Source organism: Streptomyces sp. NPDC003023, assembly GCF_042888225.1.
Taxonomy (GTDB): Bacteria; Actinomycetota; Actinomycetes; order Streptomycetales; family Streptomycetaceae; genus Streptomyces.
The window spans coordinates 115,641-133,895 of sequence record NZ_JBIAPL010000008.1 but is presented as its reverse complement, the minus strand read 5'-3'; the positions used below and the strand labels follow the sequence as shown (position 1 = coordinate 133,895).

Genomic DNA, 18,255 nt, shown 5'->3' with positions numbered 1-18,255 from the left:
GGCGCACGTCCGCGCACGGCCCGGCCGGCCGGCCCCGCCGCACCCCGTGATTGGGGCCCGCGGGTCCGGGAACCCGCCGACCTGTGCCGGCCGGCGGACGGATCGCGGCACCTCGGTCCCGTCCGCCGGTGAGGGCCGTTCGGCTCCCGCGGCGAGCAATGGTGAGGAGTGGCCCATGAGCGAGCAGACACCCTCGCAGGCCGAGGGCGAACGACCCGAGGACGAGGAACACGAGAACTTCCCCCGCTCCACCCCGTCGCAGGCGGAGGGGGAACGGGAAGAGGACCGCGAACCGCCACGGGAGGATTCGGCTGCTCCCGACCGGCGCGGTCCCCGGGTCTGACCTTCGCGTGCTGAGCCTTCCGCACGGGCGGCGGGGGCCGACGTGGCGGAAGGCTCTTTCGCGGCACGAGCGGGCCGTCAGGTGTTGGTCGCCCCGGGGGCGGGCTGCCGCTGCCTCAGCAGTACGGAGCCGGCGAGGATCGTGCTCGCCCCGGCGCACAGCACGGCGGCCGCTGCGGCCCAGGTGAAGGAATCACCGAGGCTGCTCTGCAGCAGATCCATCGTGCCGAGGTGCGCGAGCGCGTGGAGCGCGATGACCCCGATCGCGAGTCCGGCGGCGCCCGCCCAGACGAGTGCCGAGTCCCTGATGGTGAGCCACACGGCGACGACCAGGCAGAGCACCGTGACGGCGATGGAGAGCGTCTGCGCGTAGCCGCCGGAGCGCAGGCCCGCGACGTCGGTGGGCAGGTGGATGATGCCGCACGCGAAGAGGACGAGCGCCGCGGGCCAGCGCAGTGCGGAACGCAGGGCGGGCGACACGGTGTGGCCGGCCGGACCGACCGACAGGGCGCTGGTCAGCGCCGCCACGGCCCACGGCGACTTCTTGGCCGTCCGGTCGGACGGCACGGCGGCGTCCTGGGGGCCCGCCGTCGCCTCGCTCCGGCCGCCGCCCGTGCCGGCCGGGGGCCGGGGCTCGTCATCGGCGGCCTCGTTCGCCGCGGACCGCCACTCGCTGGCGTCGGTGCCGATCATGTTCACGAGCCGCACCACGTCCTCGATGGGCCGGCCGACGGCCGCGGCGCGCAGGGTGGTGTCGGCCTCGTGCAGGGGGTGCGGGTACTCGTTCAGCAGGGCGACCAGTTGCCGGACCTCTTCGAGGGGGCGGGAGACCGCCGCCGCGCGAAGGGCCAGGTCGCCGGGGCTGTCGACCTCTCCGGTCCGCTTCAGCCGGCTCACCAGGGCGGCGACTTCCTCCACCGGCCGCTCGGTGGCGGCCGTCCACAGCAGCGTGTGGATGGGCTGTTCGCTGTCGTGCGGTGCCGAGTCGTCGACAGGGCCGGTCGCGGGGGCCGGATCGGCGTCGGCCGGCGCGCTGTCGTACTCGGGAAGGCGGGACAGCACCGGGACCGGCGTCTCCTTGCGGAGCGGGCTCGGGTCCTCGATCGCGTCGCGCACAGGGGTCGGTTCACGCTCGGAGCGGAAGCCGGCCCCGGTGTCGGTGTCGGTGTCGGTGTCGGCGTCGCGGTACGGCGGCAGGTCGGCGGCGGCGTTCTGCCGCGCGGGCGCAGGGGCCGCGTCAGCGCCGGCCGTACCGGCCGTCTCGGGCGAGGCTTCGCCGGGCATCTCGTCCCCCGCCGGCCTCCCGGCGTCCGCCTGGGGCGACCGCGGCTTCTCGGCCGGGGTGCGCACGGGTGTCGGCTCCGTCGGGGAGGGCCCGTGCGCGGCGGGTGCTCCCGCGCCGCCCGCGCCTATGCCCACGCCCGGTCCGTAGGACGTCTCACGGACCGGGTACGGCTCCTCGTCCGGGCGCGGCGCTTCCGGCGACGGGTGGACGGGGTCGAGGCTCGCAGGTTCGGCCGGACCGGCGGCGGCCACGGGCGATGGGGGGAAGGCCGGCGGGTACGGAGGCAGCGGCGGCAGGGCGTGCGTCGGGTAGGCCGGAGCGGCGTACCCCGCGTCGGAGACCCTGTCGGGCGGCCGGGGTCGGTCGTCCTGGTAGTCGGACGGGGATGCGTTGTGGGGGTCGGTGGTCATGGCGCGGGCTCCGTTCGCGGAACATCCGGGTAGGCGTACACCGTGCGGTTCGTCGTGCGCCGCCTGAGCGCGCACACTTTGTTACATCTAATGGGCATAAAGCGACGTTGCGCCATCCGGGAACGGCGTGACTGGTCCGGCCGACGGAATCGCCCGCAGTGCGCCGCCCGTCGTTCGGCGGCTCCCTCCGCGTCCGGGCAGTCATAGATCACCGGGGGAGGGGCACTCGCGTGTCGACAAGCATCCCGATGACCTGTCGGAGGACCCATGGCCGTGCATCACCAGCTGATCAGAAGGCCGCCCGGCGCGGTGTGGTCCGTGCTCGGCGACCGGGACCGCTACTGCGAGTGGGTCGTCGGCACCGAGGACAGCGAGCCCGCCCACGGGAACTGGCCGGAGGTCGGCTCCGCCCTCCGGTACACCGTGCGGGTCGGCCCGTGGACACTCCACGGCAGGACCGTCGTGCGCCGGTGCGAGCAGCCCCGCATTCTCGAACTCGAAGCGGAGAGCGGGCCTCTGGGGACCGCGAGGATCGCCATCGACGTCCGCCCCTGGGGCGACGACACCCTCGTCATCGTCGACGAGCATCCGCTGACCGGCATCGGGGGAACCCTCCACAACGCCGCTCTCGACGCCTTCCTCGTCGTACGCCACCGCCGCATGCTCAGCCGTTTGGCCGACGTGGTCGAGAGTTCAGGAGGCATCCATGCCGGACGCAGTGGTGATCGGAGCGGGTCCTAACGGGCTTGTCGCCGCCAACCTGCTCGCGGACGCGGGCTGGAGTGTCGAGGTCCTCGAGGCGCAGCCGGAACCCGGCGGCGCGGTACGCAGTGACCGGGCCGTCCATCCCGACTTCGTGAGCGACCTGTGCAGTTCCTTCTACCCACTGGCCGCCGCCTCCCCGGTGCTCGCCGGTCTCGGCCTGCAACGAGAGGGGCTGCGCTGGAGCCACGCGCCCCGGGTCCTGGCGCACCCGCTGAGCGACGGCCGGTGCGCGGTCCTCGAACGCCACGTCGAGGACACCGTCACCGGCCTGGAGGCCTTCGCACCCGGTGACGGCCGGTCGTGGCAGGACCTGTACGACGTGTGGGACCGTGTGCGGCCGGATGTCCTCGACCTGCTCTTCACGCCCTTTCCGCCCGTGCTTCCCTCGCTGCGGCTGGCGGCCCGGCTGCGCGGCGGCGGGCTGCGGCTCGGGCGGACACTGCTGCTTCCCGTACGGCGGCTGGGGGAGGAGGAGTTCGCGGCCGAGGCCGGCCGGCTGCTCCTCGCGGGGAACGCGCTGCACGCGGACCTCGCCCCCGAGGCGGCGGGCAGCGGAGGCTTCGGCTGGCTGATGTCGATGCTCGGCCAGAGCCACGGCTTCCCGGTGCCGGTCGGCGGTGCCGGGATGCTGACCCGGGCCCTCGTACGCAGGCTCGAACACCGCGGAGGCGCGGTGCGGTGCGGTGAGCGGGCCGTCGAGGTCGTCGTCCGCGGCGGTCGCGCGGTGGGGGTGCGGACGGCGGCGGGCGAGGCGGTGCCCGCCGGCCGCGCGGTGCTGGCCGACGTGTCCGTACCCGCGCTGTACGGGCAGTTGGTCGACGAGCGGCATCTCCCGGCGCGGGTCCTGCTGGATCTGCGCCGGTTCCAGTGGGACTTCGCGACCTTCAAGGTCGACTGGGCCCTGGACGGCGGCGTTCCGTGGACGGCGGGCGAGGCGTCCACCGCCGGTACCGTCCATCTGGCCGACGGCGTCGACGGGCTGACCCGGTTCGCCGCCCAGCTCGCGACGGGCCGGGTGCCCGACCGGCCGTTCATGCTCTTCGGTCAGATGACCACGGCGGACGCCACGCGTTCACCCGAGGGCACCGAATCGGCCTGGGCGTACACGCACGTCCCCCATCGCACCAAGGGGGATGCCGGTGACGACGGCCTGACGGGACGGTGGGACCGCGACGAGCAGGAGATCATGGCGGACCGGATGGAACGCGAGGTCGAGCGGTACGCGCCGGGGTTCCGGGCCAGGATCACGGCCCGTCGGATCCTTGCCCCGCCGACGCTGGAGGCCGTCGACGCGAACCTCGTCGGCGGCGCCATCAACGGCGGCACGACCGCGATCCACCAGCAGCTCTTCTTCCGGCCGATGCCCGGCACAGGCCGCCCGGAGACGCCCGTGGAAGGGCTGTACCTGGCCTCCGCCGGTGCGCACCCCGGCGGAGGTGTGCACGGAGCGCCCGGCGCGAACGCGGCCCGGGCCGCGCTGCGGACATCGGCCCCCGCACGGCTGCTGAGCCGGACGCAGCGAGCCCTCGCCCGCCGGGACCGCGGCGGAAGGGCCGCGGGTCCCGGCGAGCGAGGGCTCTGACGACTGTGAGGTCAGCTGCCGCCGCTGCCGTACGGGCGGGTGATGACCTCCATGCCATGACCGGCCGGGTCGTTGAAGTACATGCCGCGGCCGCCGTCGTTGTGGTTGATCTCGCCGGGCCGCTTGCCGTGCGGGTCGGCGTAGTACGTGATCCCCGCGTCCTGGACGCGGCGGAAGACCTGGTCGAACTCTTCCTCCGAGATCAGGAACGCGTAGTGCTGCAACGGGACTTCGTGATCGACACTCGCGAAGTCCAGGGTGACGTTGTTGCTGAGGGTGAGGGGGATGAACGGCCCCCACTCCGGACCGAGTTCGAGACCCAGGATGTGGGCGAGGAATTCGGCGGACTTCCGGTTGTCCCGGGCCAGTACGATGGTGTGGTTCAGCTCTACCGACACTGTGGAATGCCTCCGTAAGGCAAACTCACGGGCACCTCCATGCCTCACCCGGTCGGTGACCGACACGCGATGCCGTGCCGATGATCTTAGAACAGGGCATCGCTCGCTGTCACGTTCGATTTTCGGCCCCGCCGGCCGCCCCCCGTGTCGACGGGCGGCGCCCCTTGGTGTGCAGTTCAATGTAGGCGCGGGGTTCCATACGCCTGCCGCGCCTGCGGCACCGGACAGGAAGCTCGGAAGCGCCATCTGGGAGTGATCGACGCGTGAGCACCAGCGGCCACATCGTGGGCACGGGGTCGGAGCGGCCGGAGGATTCGGCACTGCTCGTCATCGATCGCCACGGCGCGGTGCTCGGCTGCACCAGCGGTGCCGCCGCACTCACCGGCCGGACCGCCGCGGAGCTGCGCAAGCGCACGGTCGAGGACCTGCTGGCGGATCCCGGCATCTGGAGCGACCTGCGGGACCACGTTTCTGCGCACGGTCCGCGCTCCGTGCGTACGGCCTTACAGGGCACGGAGGGTCCCCGGCGGGTGCGGCTCGACCTGCTGCCCGTCGACGGTCCGCCGGCGGCACGGTTCCTGGTGCGGCTCGTGCCCGCCGCGGTCGCCGACCGCTGGGACGAGGACGAAGCACTGCTGAGGACCCTGTTCTCGCAGACCGGCGTCGGGCTCGCCGTCCACGACGGCGACCTGAGGCTGGTCAGGGGCAACTCGCTGCCGAACGACCCGAGGCTGTCCGCCGATTCCGCGGGCCGGCGGCTCGACGAGGTGCTGGTGCCGGACGACGCGATGTCCGTGGAGGCACAGCTGCACCACGTCCTGACCACCGGAGAACCGCTGATCGACTTCGTCACGACGGCCCGGCTGGCCGAGGCCCCCGAACGCGATCGGACCATCTCCCTCTCGGCCCTGCGCATGGCAGGCCGGGACGGAGTCGTCCACGGCGTCGCCGTGACCTTCACGGACGTGACCGAACAGGAACGCGCCCGGCGCCGGTCCCTGCTCGTCACAACGGCGGCGTCCGCGCTGGGCCGTTCCCTGGAGGTCGGCCGCAACACCCAGGTGCTCGCCGACCTGCTGGTCCCCGCCTTCGCCGACCTGGCCTGCGTGGACATCACGGAGGCCGTACTCGTCGGGGAGGAACCCGGCGAGTTCGCCACCGGGGCGCCGCTGCGCCGTGTCTCCGCCGTCGTCAGAGGCGGCGCGGAATGGCCGCAGGAGCTGTATCCGCCGGGATCCGTCATCCGCGTCAAGGCGTACGAGAGCGATCGCCTGCGCGGCGGTTCCGCCGTCATCGTTCCCGACATCGAGGAACTGCTGCCGAGGATCGCCGGCGACGCGGAGCGGCGCCGGCTGGTGCTGGCGCCGGGGGCCGCCTCCTTCATGGTCGTACCGCTGCAGGCACGCGGTCATGTACTCGGCGCGGTGTCGCTGTGGCGTTCACCGGAGCAGCCGCCGTTCGACACGCGTGACGCGGCCGTGGGTGAGGACATCTGCTCCCGTGCGGCGCTCGCCATCGACAACGCCCGCCGCTACACGCGCGAGCGCCGCACGGCGGAGACGTTGCAACGGAGCCTGCTGCCCCGCCCGGTGCTGAAGGTGACGGCGGCGGAGACAGCCGGTGTCTACGTGCCCGGCAGGACGCTCGCCGGCACGGGCGGCAGTTGGTTCGACGTCATCACGCTGTCCTCGACCCGGGTGGCGTTCGTCGTCGGGAACGTACGGGGCCGCGGGCTCAACGCGGCGGCCGCCATGGGAAGTCTGCGCACGGCGGTGCGGACCCTCGCCGACCTCGACCCCCCGCCGGACGAACTGCTGACGCACCTCGACGACCTCGTCGTGCGCCTCGCGGACGACGAGCAGCAGGGCGGATCCGACGGCACGGTCCGCGGCGCGACCTGCCTGTACGCCGTCTACGACCCGGTCACCTCACGGTGCCTGATGGCCAGCGCGGGACATTCCCCGCCCGTGCTGGCCCGTGCCTCCGGGGAGGTGGGCCGGGTCGCACTGCCGCCGGGGCCGGCGCTCGGGCTGGAGGGAGCACCGTTCGAACCGGTGGAGGTGGCGCTGAGCACCGCCGATCTGCTGGCCTTCACGGCCGGATCGCTCTCCGAGGCGGCCGGCACCGGTGCCGGCCATGTGATCGAGCACCTGCGGAGCCGGCGCGAGCGGGGCGCGGGCGATGCGGTGGGGGTGCCGGAGATCGGGCGGGACATGCTGGTCCCCTTCCTCGCGCAGCCGCCGGACGACGATGCTGCGCTGCTCCTCGCGCGCGTCTCGGCCTCGCCCGAAGGGGCCGTCATGGCCTGGGAGTTCCCCGCTGACGTACGGGTCGTGTCCGACGCGCGGGCACTGGTCACGGAGCAGCTCGCGGTCTGGGGCCTGGACGACCTCGTCCAGACCACCGAACTGATCGTCAGCGAACTCCTCACCAACGCCATCCGCTACGCGGGCGGGCCCGTGAGCGTACGGCTCATCAGGGATCAGCGCCTGGTCTGCGAGGTCTCGGACCCGAGCGAGACACAGCCCCATCTGCGACGGGCGCGGCTGACCGACGAGGGCGGCCGCGGGCTGTTCCTGATCGCCCAGCTGACACACCGGTGGGGGAGCAGGTACACGGCCGCCGGCAAGACGATCTGGACGGAGCAGCTGCTGCCCGGCTAGCGGCTGCACGCGGCTCGGTGCAGCCGGGGCCTGCCGGTGCGAAGCCTGCCGGTCCGGTGTCTGCCGGTGCGGTGTCTGTCGGTGCGGGGCCTTTCGTGGTGCACTTGTGGCACGGGGAGCGTGGGCGATGGACGCGAGACGCGAACGAGTACGCCGCCGCGAACGCGGTGGCGGACCGGTGCATGGCAGTGGTGCGGTCGCGACGCTGTGCGCGGCCGTTCTGGTCGTGTCCCTGTTCGGGTGCACCGATCCGGATCCGGGGCCCGACGGGACCACGCCACCGCCGTCGGAGCGGGGCACGTCCTTCTTCACCGGTCTGCCCGTACGCCACGGACCGGTCCTCGCCGTCAAGATCGACAACGTCCGCGCGGCGCGCCCCCACACCGGGCTCGGAGCGGCCGACATCGTGTACGTCGAGCAGGTCGAAGCCGGTCTGAGCAGGATCCTGGCCGTTTTCTCCTCCCGGCTGCCGCCGCGGATCGGGCCCGTGCGCAGCGCGCGAGAATCCGACCTCGCGCTACTGCGCCAGTTCGGCCGGCCCGCCCTGGCGTACTCCGGCGCACAGTCGGCGCTGAGGCCCCTGATCGAGGCGGCTCCCGTCGCCGCCCTGCCGCAGGGGAAGGCACCACAGGCGTTCGTCCGCTCCGCCGACCGTCCCGCCCCGCACAATCTGTATCTGCGTCCCGAGCGCGCCCTGGCCGCCGCTCACGACGTGAGCGCCGCCTCGGACATCGGAATGCGGTTCGGCGCCGCTCCCGGCGGCGGGCGGCGGGTGGACGAGCACACCGTGCGCTACCCCTCTGCCGGGTACACCTTCACCTGGTCGCCGGAGCAGCGACGATGGCTGGTGGCGATGGACGGGACCGCCGCGCGGACCACGGACGGCGGGCGGCTCGCACCGGCGACGGTGGTCGTGCAGCACACCGAGGTCCGGCCCTCGCGGTTCCGGGACGGGTCGGGCAGCGTGTCCCCGTACACGGAGACGACCGGCTCGGGTACGGCGCTGGTGCTGAGGGACGGCCGCGCCCACGACGCCCGCTGGGAGCGGGCCGGCGCGGACGGGGACACGGTCTTCACCGACACGTCGGGTGAGCGGCTGAACTTCGCTCCCGGCCAGGTGTGGATCCTGCTCACGGCCCGCTGAACCTCCCGTCCCGCGAGGCCGGCTCCGCGACGGGAGCGACCCCGGTGTCCTCGCCACGAGGCGCGCGCAGGACAACGGATGCCCGCTCGTCCAGACTCGTAGAAGGGAGCGCTGCCCGATTTGGCCGGTCGCCTTGTGAGGTCTGCCTCGTGCACGACGTGCCGTACTGGCTTTGGATCGTCTTCGCCGCCACCGTGCTGGTGTCGCTGACGGTCGATCTGCTCGCGCACCGGCAGGCGCACGTCATCGGCTTCCGGGAGGCAGCCGCCTGGAGTTGCGTCTGGATCGGTCTGGCGCTGGTCTTCGGCGCCGTCGTCTTCCTCGTGGTCGGCGGGCAGGCCGGGGTCGAGTACACGACCGCCTGGCTGCTGGAGAAGAGTCTGTCGGTGGACAACCTCTTCGTGTTCGCGCTGATCTTCGCCTACTTCAAGGTCCCCCGCGCCTATCAGCACCGCGTCCTCTTCCTCGGCGTGCTGGGAGCCCTGGTCTTCCGCGGTCTCTTCCTCGCCGCGGGCGTGGCTGTCGTCAGCCGCTTCACCGCTGTGCTGTTCGTGTTCGCCGCCGTTCTCTTCTACAGCACCTACAAGATCCTCAAAGAGGAGGAGGACAGCTTCGATCCCGGCAGAAGCATCGCCGTGCGCCTGCTGCGCAAGGTCGTTCCGGTGCGGGACGAATACGCCGGGCCGAGGTTCTTCGTCAAGGAGGCCGGGCGGCGCGTGGCGACACCGCTGCTGGCCGTCGTGGCGGCCATCGAGGCCGCCGACCTGGTGTTCGCCGTCGACAGCGTGCCCGCCGTCCTCGCGGTCAGCAACGACGCCTTCATCGTCTACACGAGCAACGCCTTCGCCATCCTGGGTCTGCGGGCTCTGTACTTCATGCTGGCCGGCTTGCTGGACCGCTTCCACCACCTCAGCAAGGGCCTGGCTCTGATCCTCTCGTTCATCGCCGTCAAGCTGATCCTCCAGGCCGCTCACGAGATCATCAGCACGGACATCCCGGAGATCCCCTCGCCCGTCAGCCTGGCCGTGATCGTCGTGGTACTCACGGTGGCCGTCGTCCTCAGCGTGCTCCGGCCACCGGCCGACAGTGGAGTAAAGCGGGAGTAAAGTGGCGGTATGTCCAGTGAGAAGCATGCAGCAGCGCGCTCCGGACACGTCTGCCCGTCGTGCGGGCGCGCGATGCCGACCTCGGTGGAGCGGCACAAGTCCATGGGCGTCTACGTGCCCGTCTACACCGAGGGGCCGTGCGACAACAGCGACTGCAGCCGCAGCCGGTCCGCGAAGGCCGCGAGAACCGTGAAGACCGGGGAGCCGGAAGGGGAGCGGGCCGAGAAGCGCGGCTCCTGAGCCGGTCCCCTCAGCCGCCCGGCGTCCTGCTCACAGCCGCTTCGCGGGCGGCGGGTTCCGGTCCGCCGCCGCGTCGCCGTCCGCGGCGATCAGCCGGTGCAGACGTTCCGCTGCCGCCCGGCCGAACGACGGGTCGTTGATGTCCGCGTCGTACTCCACCACCGTGACGGCGCTGTCGCGGAGCCCGTCGCGCAGTGCCACGAACAGCGCCTCGTCCAGCGCGGGATCGTGGTACGGGCCGCCCGGCGCGCCCAGGGTCGACAGTCCCCGCAGCGGTACGCACACCTCGGTGGGTCCGGTGGCCTCCCGCAGCTTGGCCGCGACCCGGCGGCCCAGCTCCGCGCACTCCTCCTCGGTCGTGCGCACCACCGTGATCGACGGATTGTGTACCTGGACACGGCGCTCGCGCATCTGGCGGGGGAGCGTGTCGGGCGGACCGAACTTCACCATGTCGAGTGCCCCGAGGCTCACCACCTGGGGCGTTCCCCGGCGTCCGGCGGCGCGCAGCCGGTCGGGTCCCGCCGTCAGGATTCCGCCGACCAGGTCGTCGGCCAGCTCGCTGAGCGTCAGATCGAGGACGCCGGCGAAGAGGCCCTGCCCGGCGAGTGACTCCAGCGTCCGGCCGCCCGCGCCGCTGACATGGAACACCAGGACCTCGTAGCCGAGTTCCGTCAGCCGCTCGCGCGCCGCGTCCACGCCCGTGGTCGTCACGCCCGCCATGCTGGCCGCGATCAGCGGTCCGGCCCCCGCACCGAGCCGGGCCGGCAGCACCGCCCGGGGCCGGGCGGCGAAACCCTTCGCCATGCCGGCTGCCGCGTCGGCGGCGTTCGCCAGAACCGGCTCCAGAACGCTGTTGACGCCCGCGATGTCGACGACGCTGTACATCATGGTGATGTCGGTGGCGCCGACGTACGCCGACACGTCGCCCGCGGCCATCGACGACACCATCACCTTGGGAACGCCGAGCGGCAGCCGGCGCATCGCGCGGGTCGCGATGGACGTGCCGCCGCTGCCGCCGACGGCGAGGACCGCGTGCAGCCGGCCCTCCTCGTACAGTCGCAGCACGGTCTCGGCGGCCCCGTGGGCCATCACCGTCACGGCGGCGCCGCGGTCGGCGTCCGCCCGAAGCTCCGCCAGATCGGCCCCGGCCGCGCGGGCCACCTCGGCGCGCGGGACGTCGGCGGGGATCCGGGGTTCGCCCACGACACCGGCGTCGACCACGAGGACTTCCACCCCGCGGGCCCGCAGCCGCTCACGGAGCCAGCCGTACTCCACACCCTTGGTGTCCAGCGTGCCCACCAGCACAACGGTCGTCATGGCCCGTACTTTTCGCGGAAAACCGGCCGTCGACAAGAGCGCCTGCCGCAAGAGCCAGGGCAGCGCGGGGGTGCAGGGTGCGTCAGGTCGCGGGAGACGTCGTGCTGTTGCGGACCACCAGGCTGGTCGCGAGGTCGATCCGGCTCGCCGCCGGCCGCCGGCCGCGTCCGAGATCGAGCACCAGCCGTGCGGCGGCCTCCGCCATCTCCGTCAGCGGCTGCCGCACGGTGGTGAGGGGCGGCCCCACCCAGCGAGCCAGCGGCAGATCGTCGAAGCCGACGACGCTCAGATCCTCCGGGATCCTCACTCCCAGTTCCCGCGCGGCCTCGTAGAGACCGAGCGCCTGGAGGTCGTTGCCGGTGAACACCGCGGTCGGCGGCTTCGGCAGCCGCAGCAGTTCGAGACCGGCGGCGTGTCCGGCCTCGTGGTGGAAGTCGCCCTCACGCACCAGGTCCGGGTCGACGGGCACGCCGGCGCTCTCCAGCGCGGAGCGGTATCCGTCGATCCGGGCACGGCTGCACATCATCCGCGACGGGCCGCCGATCACTCCGATGCGGCGGTGCCCGAGCTCCAGCAGATGTCGGGTGGCGGCGAGGCCGCCCTGCCAGTTCGTCGCCCCCACCGACGGGACGTCGTCCCCCGGATCGCCCGCCGGGTCCACCACGACGAACGGGATGTCACGGCTCGTCAGCTGGGCGCGCTGCGCGGGGTCGAGGTCGGACAGCACGAGGATGACCCCGGCCGGGCGCCGGGCGAGCACCCCGTCCACCCAGGTCTGGCCGGGGGTCAGCCGCCCCGCGCTCTCCGAGAGGACCAGCGACAGGCCTTCCTCCCGTGCCACGTTCTCCACCCCGCGGATGACCTCCATGGCCCAGGAGCTCTCCAGCTCGTGGAAGACCAGGTCGATCATCCGCGACTGCTGCGAGGCGCCACGCCGCCGGCGGTAGCCGTGGCGGCGCAGCAGCTCCTCCACCCGGGTGCGGGTGGCGGCGGCGACATCGGCGCGCCCGTTGAGGACTTTCGAAACTGTCGGAGCCGACACGCCGGCCGCACGGGCGATCTCGGCCAGGGTGGCACCGCCCTCGACAGGTTCGTCCGAGGACGGATCCTCCGGTCGGGACTGGACGTCTGCGGGTCTCATGCAGGGATCGTAGCCCGCCGCACGGCCCGCACAAGGCCCGGCCACTGATCACGGAAAGTCCTCGCCGGACCCCTTGACGCGCCGGAAACCCCCTCGTACGGTTCCGGCAACATTCGCCGAGCTTTTCGAAACATTCGACAAGGGGCAGTTATGGGGTCGGGCTTTCTCCGCAGAGGTTCGGGTACGGCCAGAGGGACCGCGGCGGCCGCCGCGATGGTGATGGCCGCGGTCCTCGCCGGCTGCGGTTCGGGCGGTGGCGCGGGCGGCGCCGGAAGCAGGACACTCACCGCCTACGTCTACGGCGACGACGCGGTCAAGGTTCAGCAGGCGGCCGTGGACGACTTCAACAAGACGTCCGACGTCAAGGTGAAGCTCGTCTCGGTCCCCGGCGCCGAGTACGTCAACAAGCTCCGCACCGCCATGGGATCGCCGAACGCCCCGGACATCTTCTTCAACTGGGGCGGCGGCTCCATCAAGCCCTACGTGGACGCGGACCAGATCGTCGACCTCTCCCCGTACTTCCAGAAGGACGAGATCCTCCGGCGCGGATTCCTGCCGTCCGTCGTCGAGGCCGGCAGCCTCGACGGCAAGGTCTACGGCGTACCGATGCGCGGCATGCAGCCGGTGATGCTCTTCTACAACAAGACCCTGTTCGCGGAGAACAACCTTCAGCCGCCCAAGACCTGGGAAGACCTGCAGAAGGCCGTCACCACCTTCAAGGCGAAGAAGATCACGCCGTTCGCGCTCGGCGGCACCGACGCCTGGACCCAGCTGATGTGGCTCGAGTACCTGCTCGACCGCATCGGCGGACCCGAAGTCTTCCGGAAGATCCAGAACGGCGACTCGTCCGGCTGGGGCGACCCGGCCGTCCTCGAGGCCGCCCGCACCGTGAAGGAGCTGATCGACGACGGCGCCTTCGGCAAGAACTTCACCTCCGTCTCGTACTCCAACGGCGGCGCCCCCGCGCTCTTCGCCCAGGGCAAGGCCGCGATGCACCTGATGGGCTCGTGGGAGTACTCGACCCAGCTGGGCAAGGCACCGGACTTCGCCGAGAAGGACCTCGCCTGGACCAAGTTCCCCACCGTGGCCGGCGGCACCGGCGACGCGAACAACGTGGTGGGCAACCCCACCAACTACTGGTCCATAAACTCCCGCACCAAGCACAAGGACGCCGCCGTCGACTTCCTCAAGACCATGGCCTCGAAGGAGTACTCGAAGGCACTCGTCGACAACGGTGACATCCCCACCAGCGCCGACGCGTCCCAGCTGCTGGAGGCCTCGCCCAACCCCGCGTTCGCCAAGTACCAGTACGAGATGGTCCAGCTGGCCCCGAGCTTCACGCTCTCCTGGGACCAGGCACTGGAGGCGAACAAGGCCACGCCGATGCTCACCGAGATCAACAAGCTGTTCGCCGGCAAGTCCACGCCCGAGCAGTTCGTCACGGCCCTGAAGGCACTCAAGTAACCATGACCACAGCTTCGACACCGCTCGACAAGCAGCGGAGCAGAGCGGCGGCCGCCACCAGGCGCGGCCGCCGCACCGCGGCGGGCCAGGGCTTCGGCCGCCCCTCCGTCGCCTGGGCGCTGCCCGGCATCCTCTTCTTCGGGGTCTTCGCGATCGTGCCGATGGCGCTGGCCGTCTATCTGTCCTTCACCTCCTGGGACGGCCTCACCTCGCCCGCCCTCGTCGGATTCGACAACTGGACCCGGCTCTTCCAGGATCCCGAATTCCGCCAGGCCGGCTGGCTGAGCCTGCTGCTGACCGTGATCAGCTGGGCGTTCCAGACCCCGATCGCCCTGATGCTGGGCGTCTGGGCGGCCGGGCGGCAGCGCAACCGTGCCGTGCTGTCGGCGGTCTTCTTCGTGCCCCTGCTGCTGTCCACGACAGCGATCGCGGTGCTCTTCCACGCCCTCCTCGACCCCAACTTCGGTGTCATCAAGGAGATCGGGCCCTGGTTCGGTGTCGACCCGAACATCCTGGGGTCGTCGACCGGCGCGCTGCTCACCGTGGCGTTCGTCGGCGGCTGGCAGTTCATGCCGTTCCACACCCTGATCTACCAGGGCGGCACCCGGCAGATCCCGCACGTGCTGTACCAGGCGGCCTCGATCGACGGAGCGGGACCGGTCCGGCAGTTCTTCTCGATCACGCTGCCGCAGTTGCGCAACACCGTCACCACGTCGTCGGTGCTGATGATCGTCGGTTCGCTGACCTACTTCGACACTGTGCTCATCATGACCAAGGGCGGCCCCGGCACCGACACCACGATCGTGCCCTACCTGATGTACCGCACCGGCTTCCAGAGTTACGACCTCGGCTACGCCAGCGCCATCGCCACGGCGCTCGTCGTGGTGGCGACCGCCCTGTCACTGCTGATGGTGAAGTTCAGCGGATTCGGGTCGATGCGCTCCACCCGGGAAGGAATGTGACCCGATGACCGCACACCTGACCACCACCCGTCCGGTGCAGCGCACGACCCGCCGGCCGAAGGGCAATCCGCTCGTGGGCCTGGGGGCGCTGGCGTGGCTCGTCGTCGTGCTCCTGCCCCTCTACACCCTGCTCTCGTCGTCGCTGACCCGGCAGGACGAAGCCCTCAGCGGCAACCCGCTGGCCTTCCCCACGGATCCGACGCTCGAGAACTACAACACCGTGCTCGAGAGCGGCTTCCTGACCCTGCTCACCAACACCGCGATCGTGGCGGTCGCGACCGTCGCCATCGTGCTGCTGCTCTGCGTCCCGCTGGCCTACGTGGCGGTGCGCACCCGCAGCCGCCTCTCGTCCCTGGCCTTCCGGACCTTCCTGCTGGGCGTCGCCATCCCCGCCCAGGCGGTCGTGGTGCCGCTGTATCTGCTCATCGCCGAGATGGGCCTGTACGACTCGCCGGCCGCGGTGATCCTTCCCACCGCCGCGTTCTCCATGCCCGTCGCCGTACTCGTGCTCACCTCGACCCTCCGCGACATCTCGGAGGAGCTGTACGAGGCCATGGCGCTGGACGGGGCCACGCCGCTGCGGATGCTGTGGCAGCTCGCCGTACCGATGTCACGGGCCGGGATCAGCACGGTCGCGATCTTCTCCGCCCTCCAGGCGTGGAACGGATTCCTGTTCCCGCTGATCCTCACCCAGTCGGAGGAGCAGCGTGTGCTGACCCTCGGACTGTTCAACTTCATGGGCCAGTTCGGGCTCAACGTACCCGCCCTGCTCGCGGCCGTCGTGCTCTCCGTGGTCCCCATCTTCACGGTCTATCTCTTCGCCAGGCGCTCCCTGGTCAACGGCCTGATGGGCGTCGGCGGCAAGTAGCCCCCGCCGCCGAGCCCCACACTCTGCCACCACCGAGAGGAACCCCTGCCCGATGGCAATTCCGCATGCCCCGGACGCGCCCACGACCACCGCCGCCGCCCCCGACACCCAGATCCACGCCAACCGGGCGGCCGGCGCCGAGGGCCCCTGGCGGGACCCCTCGCTCAGCGCCTCCGAAAGAGTCGCCGACCTCATGGGCAGAATGACCCTCGAGGAGAAGACCGCCCAGCTCTACGGGGTGTGGGTGGGCGCCGACGGCGACGGCGACGGTGTCGCGCCCCACCAGAACGACATGGTCGACCCGGTCGACTGGGACACCCTCATCACCCGCGGCCTCGGCCAGCTCACCCGCCCGTTCGGCACCGCTCCCGTCGACCCGGGGACCGGTACGGTCGCCCTCGCGCGCGCTCAGCGGCAGATCGCCGACGCGAACCGATTCGGCATCCCGGCACTCGCCCACGAGGAGTGCCTGGCCGGGTTCACCGCCTGGTCCGCCACCGCCTACCCCGTACCCCTCGCCTGGGGCGCCACCTTCGACCCCGCGCTGGTGGCCGGCATGGCCCGCCGGATCGGCGAGGACATGCGCGCCGTCGGCGTGCACCAGGGCCTCGCCCCGGTGCTCGACGTCGTGCGCGACCTCAGATGGGGCCGGGTCGAGGAGACGATCGGCGAGGACCCGTACCTCGTCGCCACCCTGGGGACCGCCTACGTGCACGGGCTGCAGTCCGCCGGTGTCGTCGCCACCCTCAAGCACTTCGCCGGGTACTCGGCGTCCGCCGGCGCCCGCAACCTCGCCCCCGTCCGCGCGGGCGCCAGGGAGCTGGCCGACGTCATCCTCCCGCCGTTCGAGATGGCGCTGCGCGACGGCGGCGCCCGTTCCGTGATGCACTCCTACGCCGAGATCGACGGCGTACCCGCGGCCGCCGACGCCGCCCTGCTCACCGGCCTGCTCCGCGACACCTGGGGCTTCATCGGAACCGTCGTCGCCGACTACTTCGGCATCGGTTTCCTCGAGACCCTCCACAAGGTCGCCGCCGCTCCCGGAGACGCCGCCAGGCTCGCCCTGACCGCCGGCGTCGACGTGGAACTGCCGACCGTCCGCGCCTACGGCGACGCGCTCGTCGAAGCCGTACGGGCAGGAGCCCTGCCGGAGGCGCTGGTCGACCGCGCCCTGCGCCGGGTGCTGCTCCAGAAGTGCGAACTCGGCCTTCTCGACCCCGACTGGTCGCCGCTGCCCGCCGCGCTCGGTGGAGCCGACGCCGACCCCCGGTCCGTGCGCGGAACCGTCGACCTCGACCCGCCGGCCAACCGGGAGACCGCACGTCTGCTGGCGGAGCGGTCCTGCGTCCTGCTCGCCAACGACAGCGGGATCCTGCCGCTCCGGGACGCCGCCCGCGTCGCCGTCGTCGGACCGCGGGCGGACGATCCGCTGGCCATGCTCGGCTGCTACTCCTTCCCCAGCCATGTCGGCGTCTCGCACCCGGACGTGCCCCTCGGCGTGGACATCCCCACCGTGCTCGCCGCACTGACCGGCGAGTTCCCCGAGACCGCCGTCCGCCATGCCGCCGGCTGCGACGTCGACGGACCCGACACCTCCGGCATCGCCGAGGCGGTACGCCTCGCCGCCGACGCGGACGTGTGCGTGGCCGTGCTCGGCGACCGCGCCGGACTCTTCGGCCGCGGCACCTCCGGCGAGGGCTGCGACGCGGCCGACCTCTCGCTGCCGGGCGTCCAGGCCGAACTCCTGGACGCCCTGCTGGCCACCGGAACGCCGGTGGTCGCCGTACTGGTGACGGGCCGTCCGTACGCGCTGGGCCGCTGGGCGGACCGGCTCGCGGCCGTGGTGCAGACATTCTTCCCGGGCGAGGAGGGCGGTTCGGCGATCGCCGGCGTGCTCTCCGGCCGGGTCAACCCCTCGGGGCGGCTGCCGGTCGGCGTGCCCCACGGGCCGGGCGGCCAGCCCTGGACGTACCTCCAGCCGCCGCTGGGACTCGCCGGAGGGGTCAGCAACCTCGACCCCACACCCCTCTACCCGTTCGGCCACGGTCTGTCGTACACCACCTTCGAGTGGGAGGCCGGCTCCGGCGTGCCGTCCGAGATTCCCACCGACGGATCCGCGGACGTCGAGGTGGTCGTGCGCAACACCGGCGACCGCGACGGCGCCGAGGTCGTCCAGCTCTACCTGCACGATCCGGTCGCCCAGACCACCCGTCCGCAGGCCAGGCTCATCGGTTACGCCAGGGTTCCGCTCGCGGCCGGCCACGCGGCCCGCGTCCGCTTCCGCTTCCACGCCGACCTGGCCTCGTTCACGGGCGTCGGGGGCAGGCGGATCGTCGAGCCGGGTGACCTGGAGCTCAGGCTCGCGGCCTCCAGCGCCTCCGGCGACGTGCGGCACGCGCTGCGGCTGCGGCTGACCGGTCCGGAGCGGGCCTGCGGCCACGACCGCGTGCTGCACTGCGACACCGAGGTGGCACCGGTCGCCGGCTGACCACGACCCGTACGCGAACCTCCGGGAGCGTCCGCTCCCGGAGGTTCACGCTGCTCGCCGCGGAGAACGCGGTTCGTTCC

Annotated in this window: 15 protein-coding genes; 11 read left to right on the top strand and 4 right to left on the bottom strand. The window is 72.1% G+C overall.

The genetic code is table 11. The features are described from left to right. The first annotated feature begins 175 nt into the window (after positions 1 to 175). On the top strand, positions 176 to 343 hold the full coding sequence (locus tag ACFYV1_RS25165; RefSeq protein WP_389397832.1) for a hypothetical protein: 168 nt from the start codon (positions 176 to 178) through the stop codon (positions 341 to 343). Positions 344 to 420: 77 nt separating this feature from the next. On the opposite strand, the gene ACFYV1_RS25160 is transcribed toward ACFYV1_RS25165, so the two are convergent. Further along, positions 421 to 2,037, bottom strand: a complete 1,617-nt coding sequence (locus tag ACFYV1_RS25160; protein ID WP_389397831.1) for a hypothetical protein — start codon at positions 2,035 to 2,037, stop codon at positions 421 to 423. Positions 2,038 to 2,304: 267 nt separating this feature from the next. Between ACFYV1_RS25160 and ACFYV1_RS25155 the strand changes: the two genes are divergently transcribed. After that, positions 2,305 to 2,778 (top strand): SRPBCC family protein, encoded by a 474-nt coding sequence (locus tag ACFYV1_RS25155; RefSeq protein WP_389397830.1) that lies wholly within the window; start codon positions 2,305 to 2,307, stop codon positions 2,776 to 2,778. Further along, positions 2,744 to 4,384, top strand: coding sequence for a phytoene desaturase family protein (locus ACFYV1_RS25150; protein ID WP_389397829.1), 1,641 nt, complete (start codon positions 2,744 to 2,746; stop codon positions 4,382 to 4,384). Before ACFYV1_RS25155 ends, ACFYV1_RS25150 begins: the two co-directional genes overlap by 35 nt. 11 nt (positions 4,385 to 4,395) lie before the next feature. Here the strand turns inward: ACFYV1_RS25150 and ACFYV1_RS25145 are convergent, their stop codons facing one another. Beyond that, positions 4,396 to 4,782, bottom strand: a complete 387-nt coding sequence (locus ACFYV1_RS25145) for a VOC family protein (RefSeq protein WP_389397828.1) — start codon at positions 4,780 to 4,782, stop codon at positions 4,396 to 4,398. Between the two features lie 263 nt (positions 4,783 to 5,045). Here ACFYV1_RS25145 and ACFYV1_RS25140 point away from each other — a divergent pair, with 263 nt between their 5' ends. From ACFYV1_RS25140 to ACFYV1_RS25125, 4 genes are all read left to right on the top strand, one after another. After that, complete coding sequence (locus tag ACFYV1_RS25140; protein ID WP_389397827.1) at positions 5,046 to 7,445, top strand: SpoIIE family protein phosphatase; 2,400 nt, start codon at positions 5,046 to 5,048, stop codon at positions 7,443 to 7,445. Between the two features lie 127 nt (positions 7,446 to 7,572). Continuing rightward, positions 7,573 to 8,589, top strand: coding sequence for a DUF3048 domain-containing protein (locus tag ACFYV1_RS25135; protein ID WP_389397826.1), 1,017 nt, complete (start codon positions 7,573 to 7,575; stop codon positions 8,587 to 8,589). A gap of 149 nt (positions 8,590 to 8,738) precedes the next feature. Next, positions 8,739 to 9,695 carry a TerC family protein gene (locus tag ACFYV1_RS25130; protein WP_389397825.1) on the top strand — a complete coding sequence of 319 codons (957 nt, stop codon included), beginning with the start codon at positions 8,739 to 8,741 and terminating at the stop codon, positions 9,693 to 9,695. Between the two features lie 9 nt (positions 9,696 to 9,704). Next, positions 9,705 to 9,935, top strand: a complete 231-nt coding sequence (locus ACFYV1_RS25125; RefSeq protein ID WP_389397824.1) for a hypothetical protein — start codon at positions 9,705 to 9,707, stop codon at positions 9,933 to 9,935. A gap of 30 nt (positions 9,936 to 9,965) precedes the next feature. Here ACFYV1_RS25125 and ACFYV1_RS25120 read toward each other — a convergent pair whose 3' ends face one another. Further along, a complete protein-coding gene (locus tag ACFYV1_RS25120; protein ID WP_389397823.1) occupies positions 9,966 to 11,252 on the bottom strand; it encodes a Tm-1-like ATP-binding domain-containing protein in 1,287 nt (428 codons plus the stop codon). A gap of 82 nt (positions 11,253 to 11,334) precedes the next feature. Beyond that, positions 11,335 to 12,393, bottom strand: a complete 1,059-nt coding sequence (locus ACFYV1_RS25115) for a LacI family DNA-binding transcriptional regulator (protein ID WP_389397822.1) — start codon at positions 12,391 to 12,393, stop codon at positions 11,335 to 11,337. A 213-nt stretch (positions 12,394 to 12,606) separates the two neighbouring features. Here ACFYV1_RS25115 and ACFYV1_RS25110 point away from each other — a divergent pair, with 213 nt between their 5' ends. From ACFYV1_RS25110 to ACFYV1_RS25095, 4 genes are read left to right on the top strand one after another with little or no spacing between them, the layout of a single operon-like run. Further along, positions 12,607 to 13,857: an extracellular solute-binding protein gene (locus ACFYV1_RS25110; protein WP_389398006.1), complete on the top strand. Its 1,251-nt coding sequence runs from the start codon at positions 12,607 to 12,609 to the stop codon at positions 13,855 to 13,857. Positions 13,858 to 13,859: 2 nt separating this feature from the next. Continuing rightward, a complete protein-coding gene (locus ACFYV1_RS25105) occupies positions 13,860 to 14,819 on the top strand; it encodes a carbohydrate ABC transporter permease (protein WP_389397821.1) in 960 nt (319 codons plus the stop codon). A 4-nt stretch (positions 14,820 to 14,823) separates the two neighbouring features. After that, entirely contained in the window at positions 14,824 to 15,687 is an 864-nt protein-coding gene (locus ACFYV1_RS25100; RefSeq protein WP_389397820.1) for a carbohydrate ABC transporter permease, read from the top strand. 52 nt (positions 15,688 to 15,739) lie between these two features. Beyond that, positions 15,740 to 18,175: a glycoside hydrolase family 3 N-terminal domain-containing protein gene (locus ACFYV1_RS25095; RefSeq protein WP_389397819.1), complete on the top strand. Its 2,436-nt coding sequence runs from the start codon at positions 15,740 to 15,742 to the stop codon at positions 18,173 to 18,175. Positions 18,176 to 18,255 lie beyond the last annotated feature (80 nt).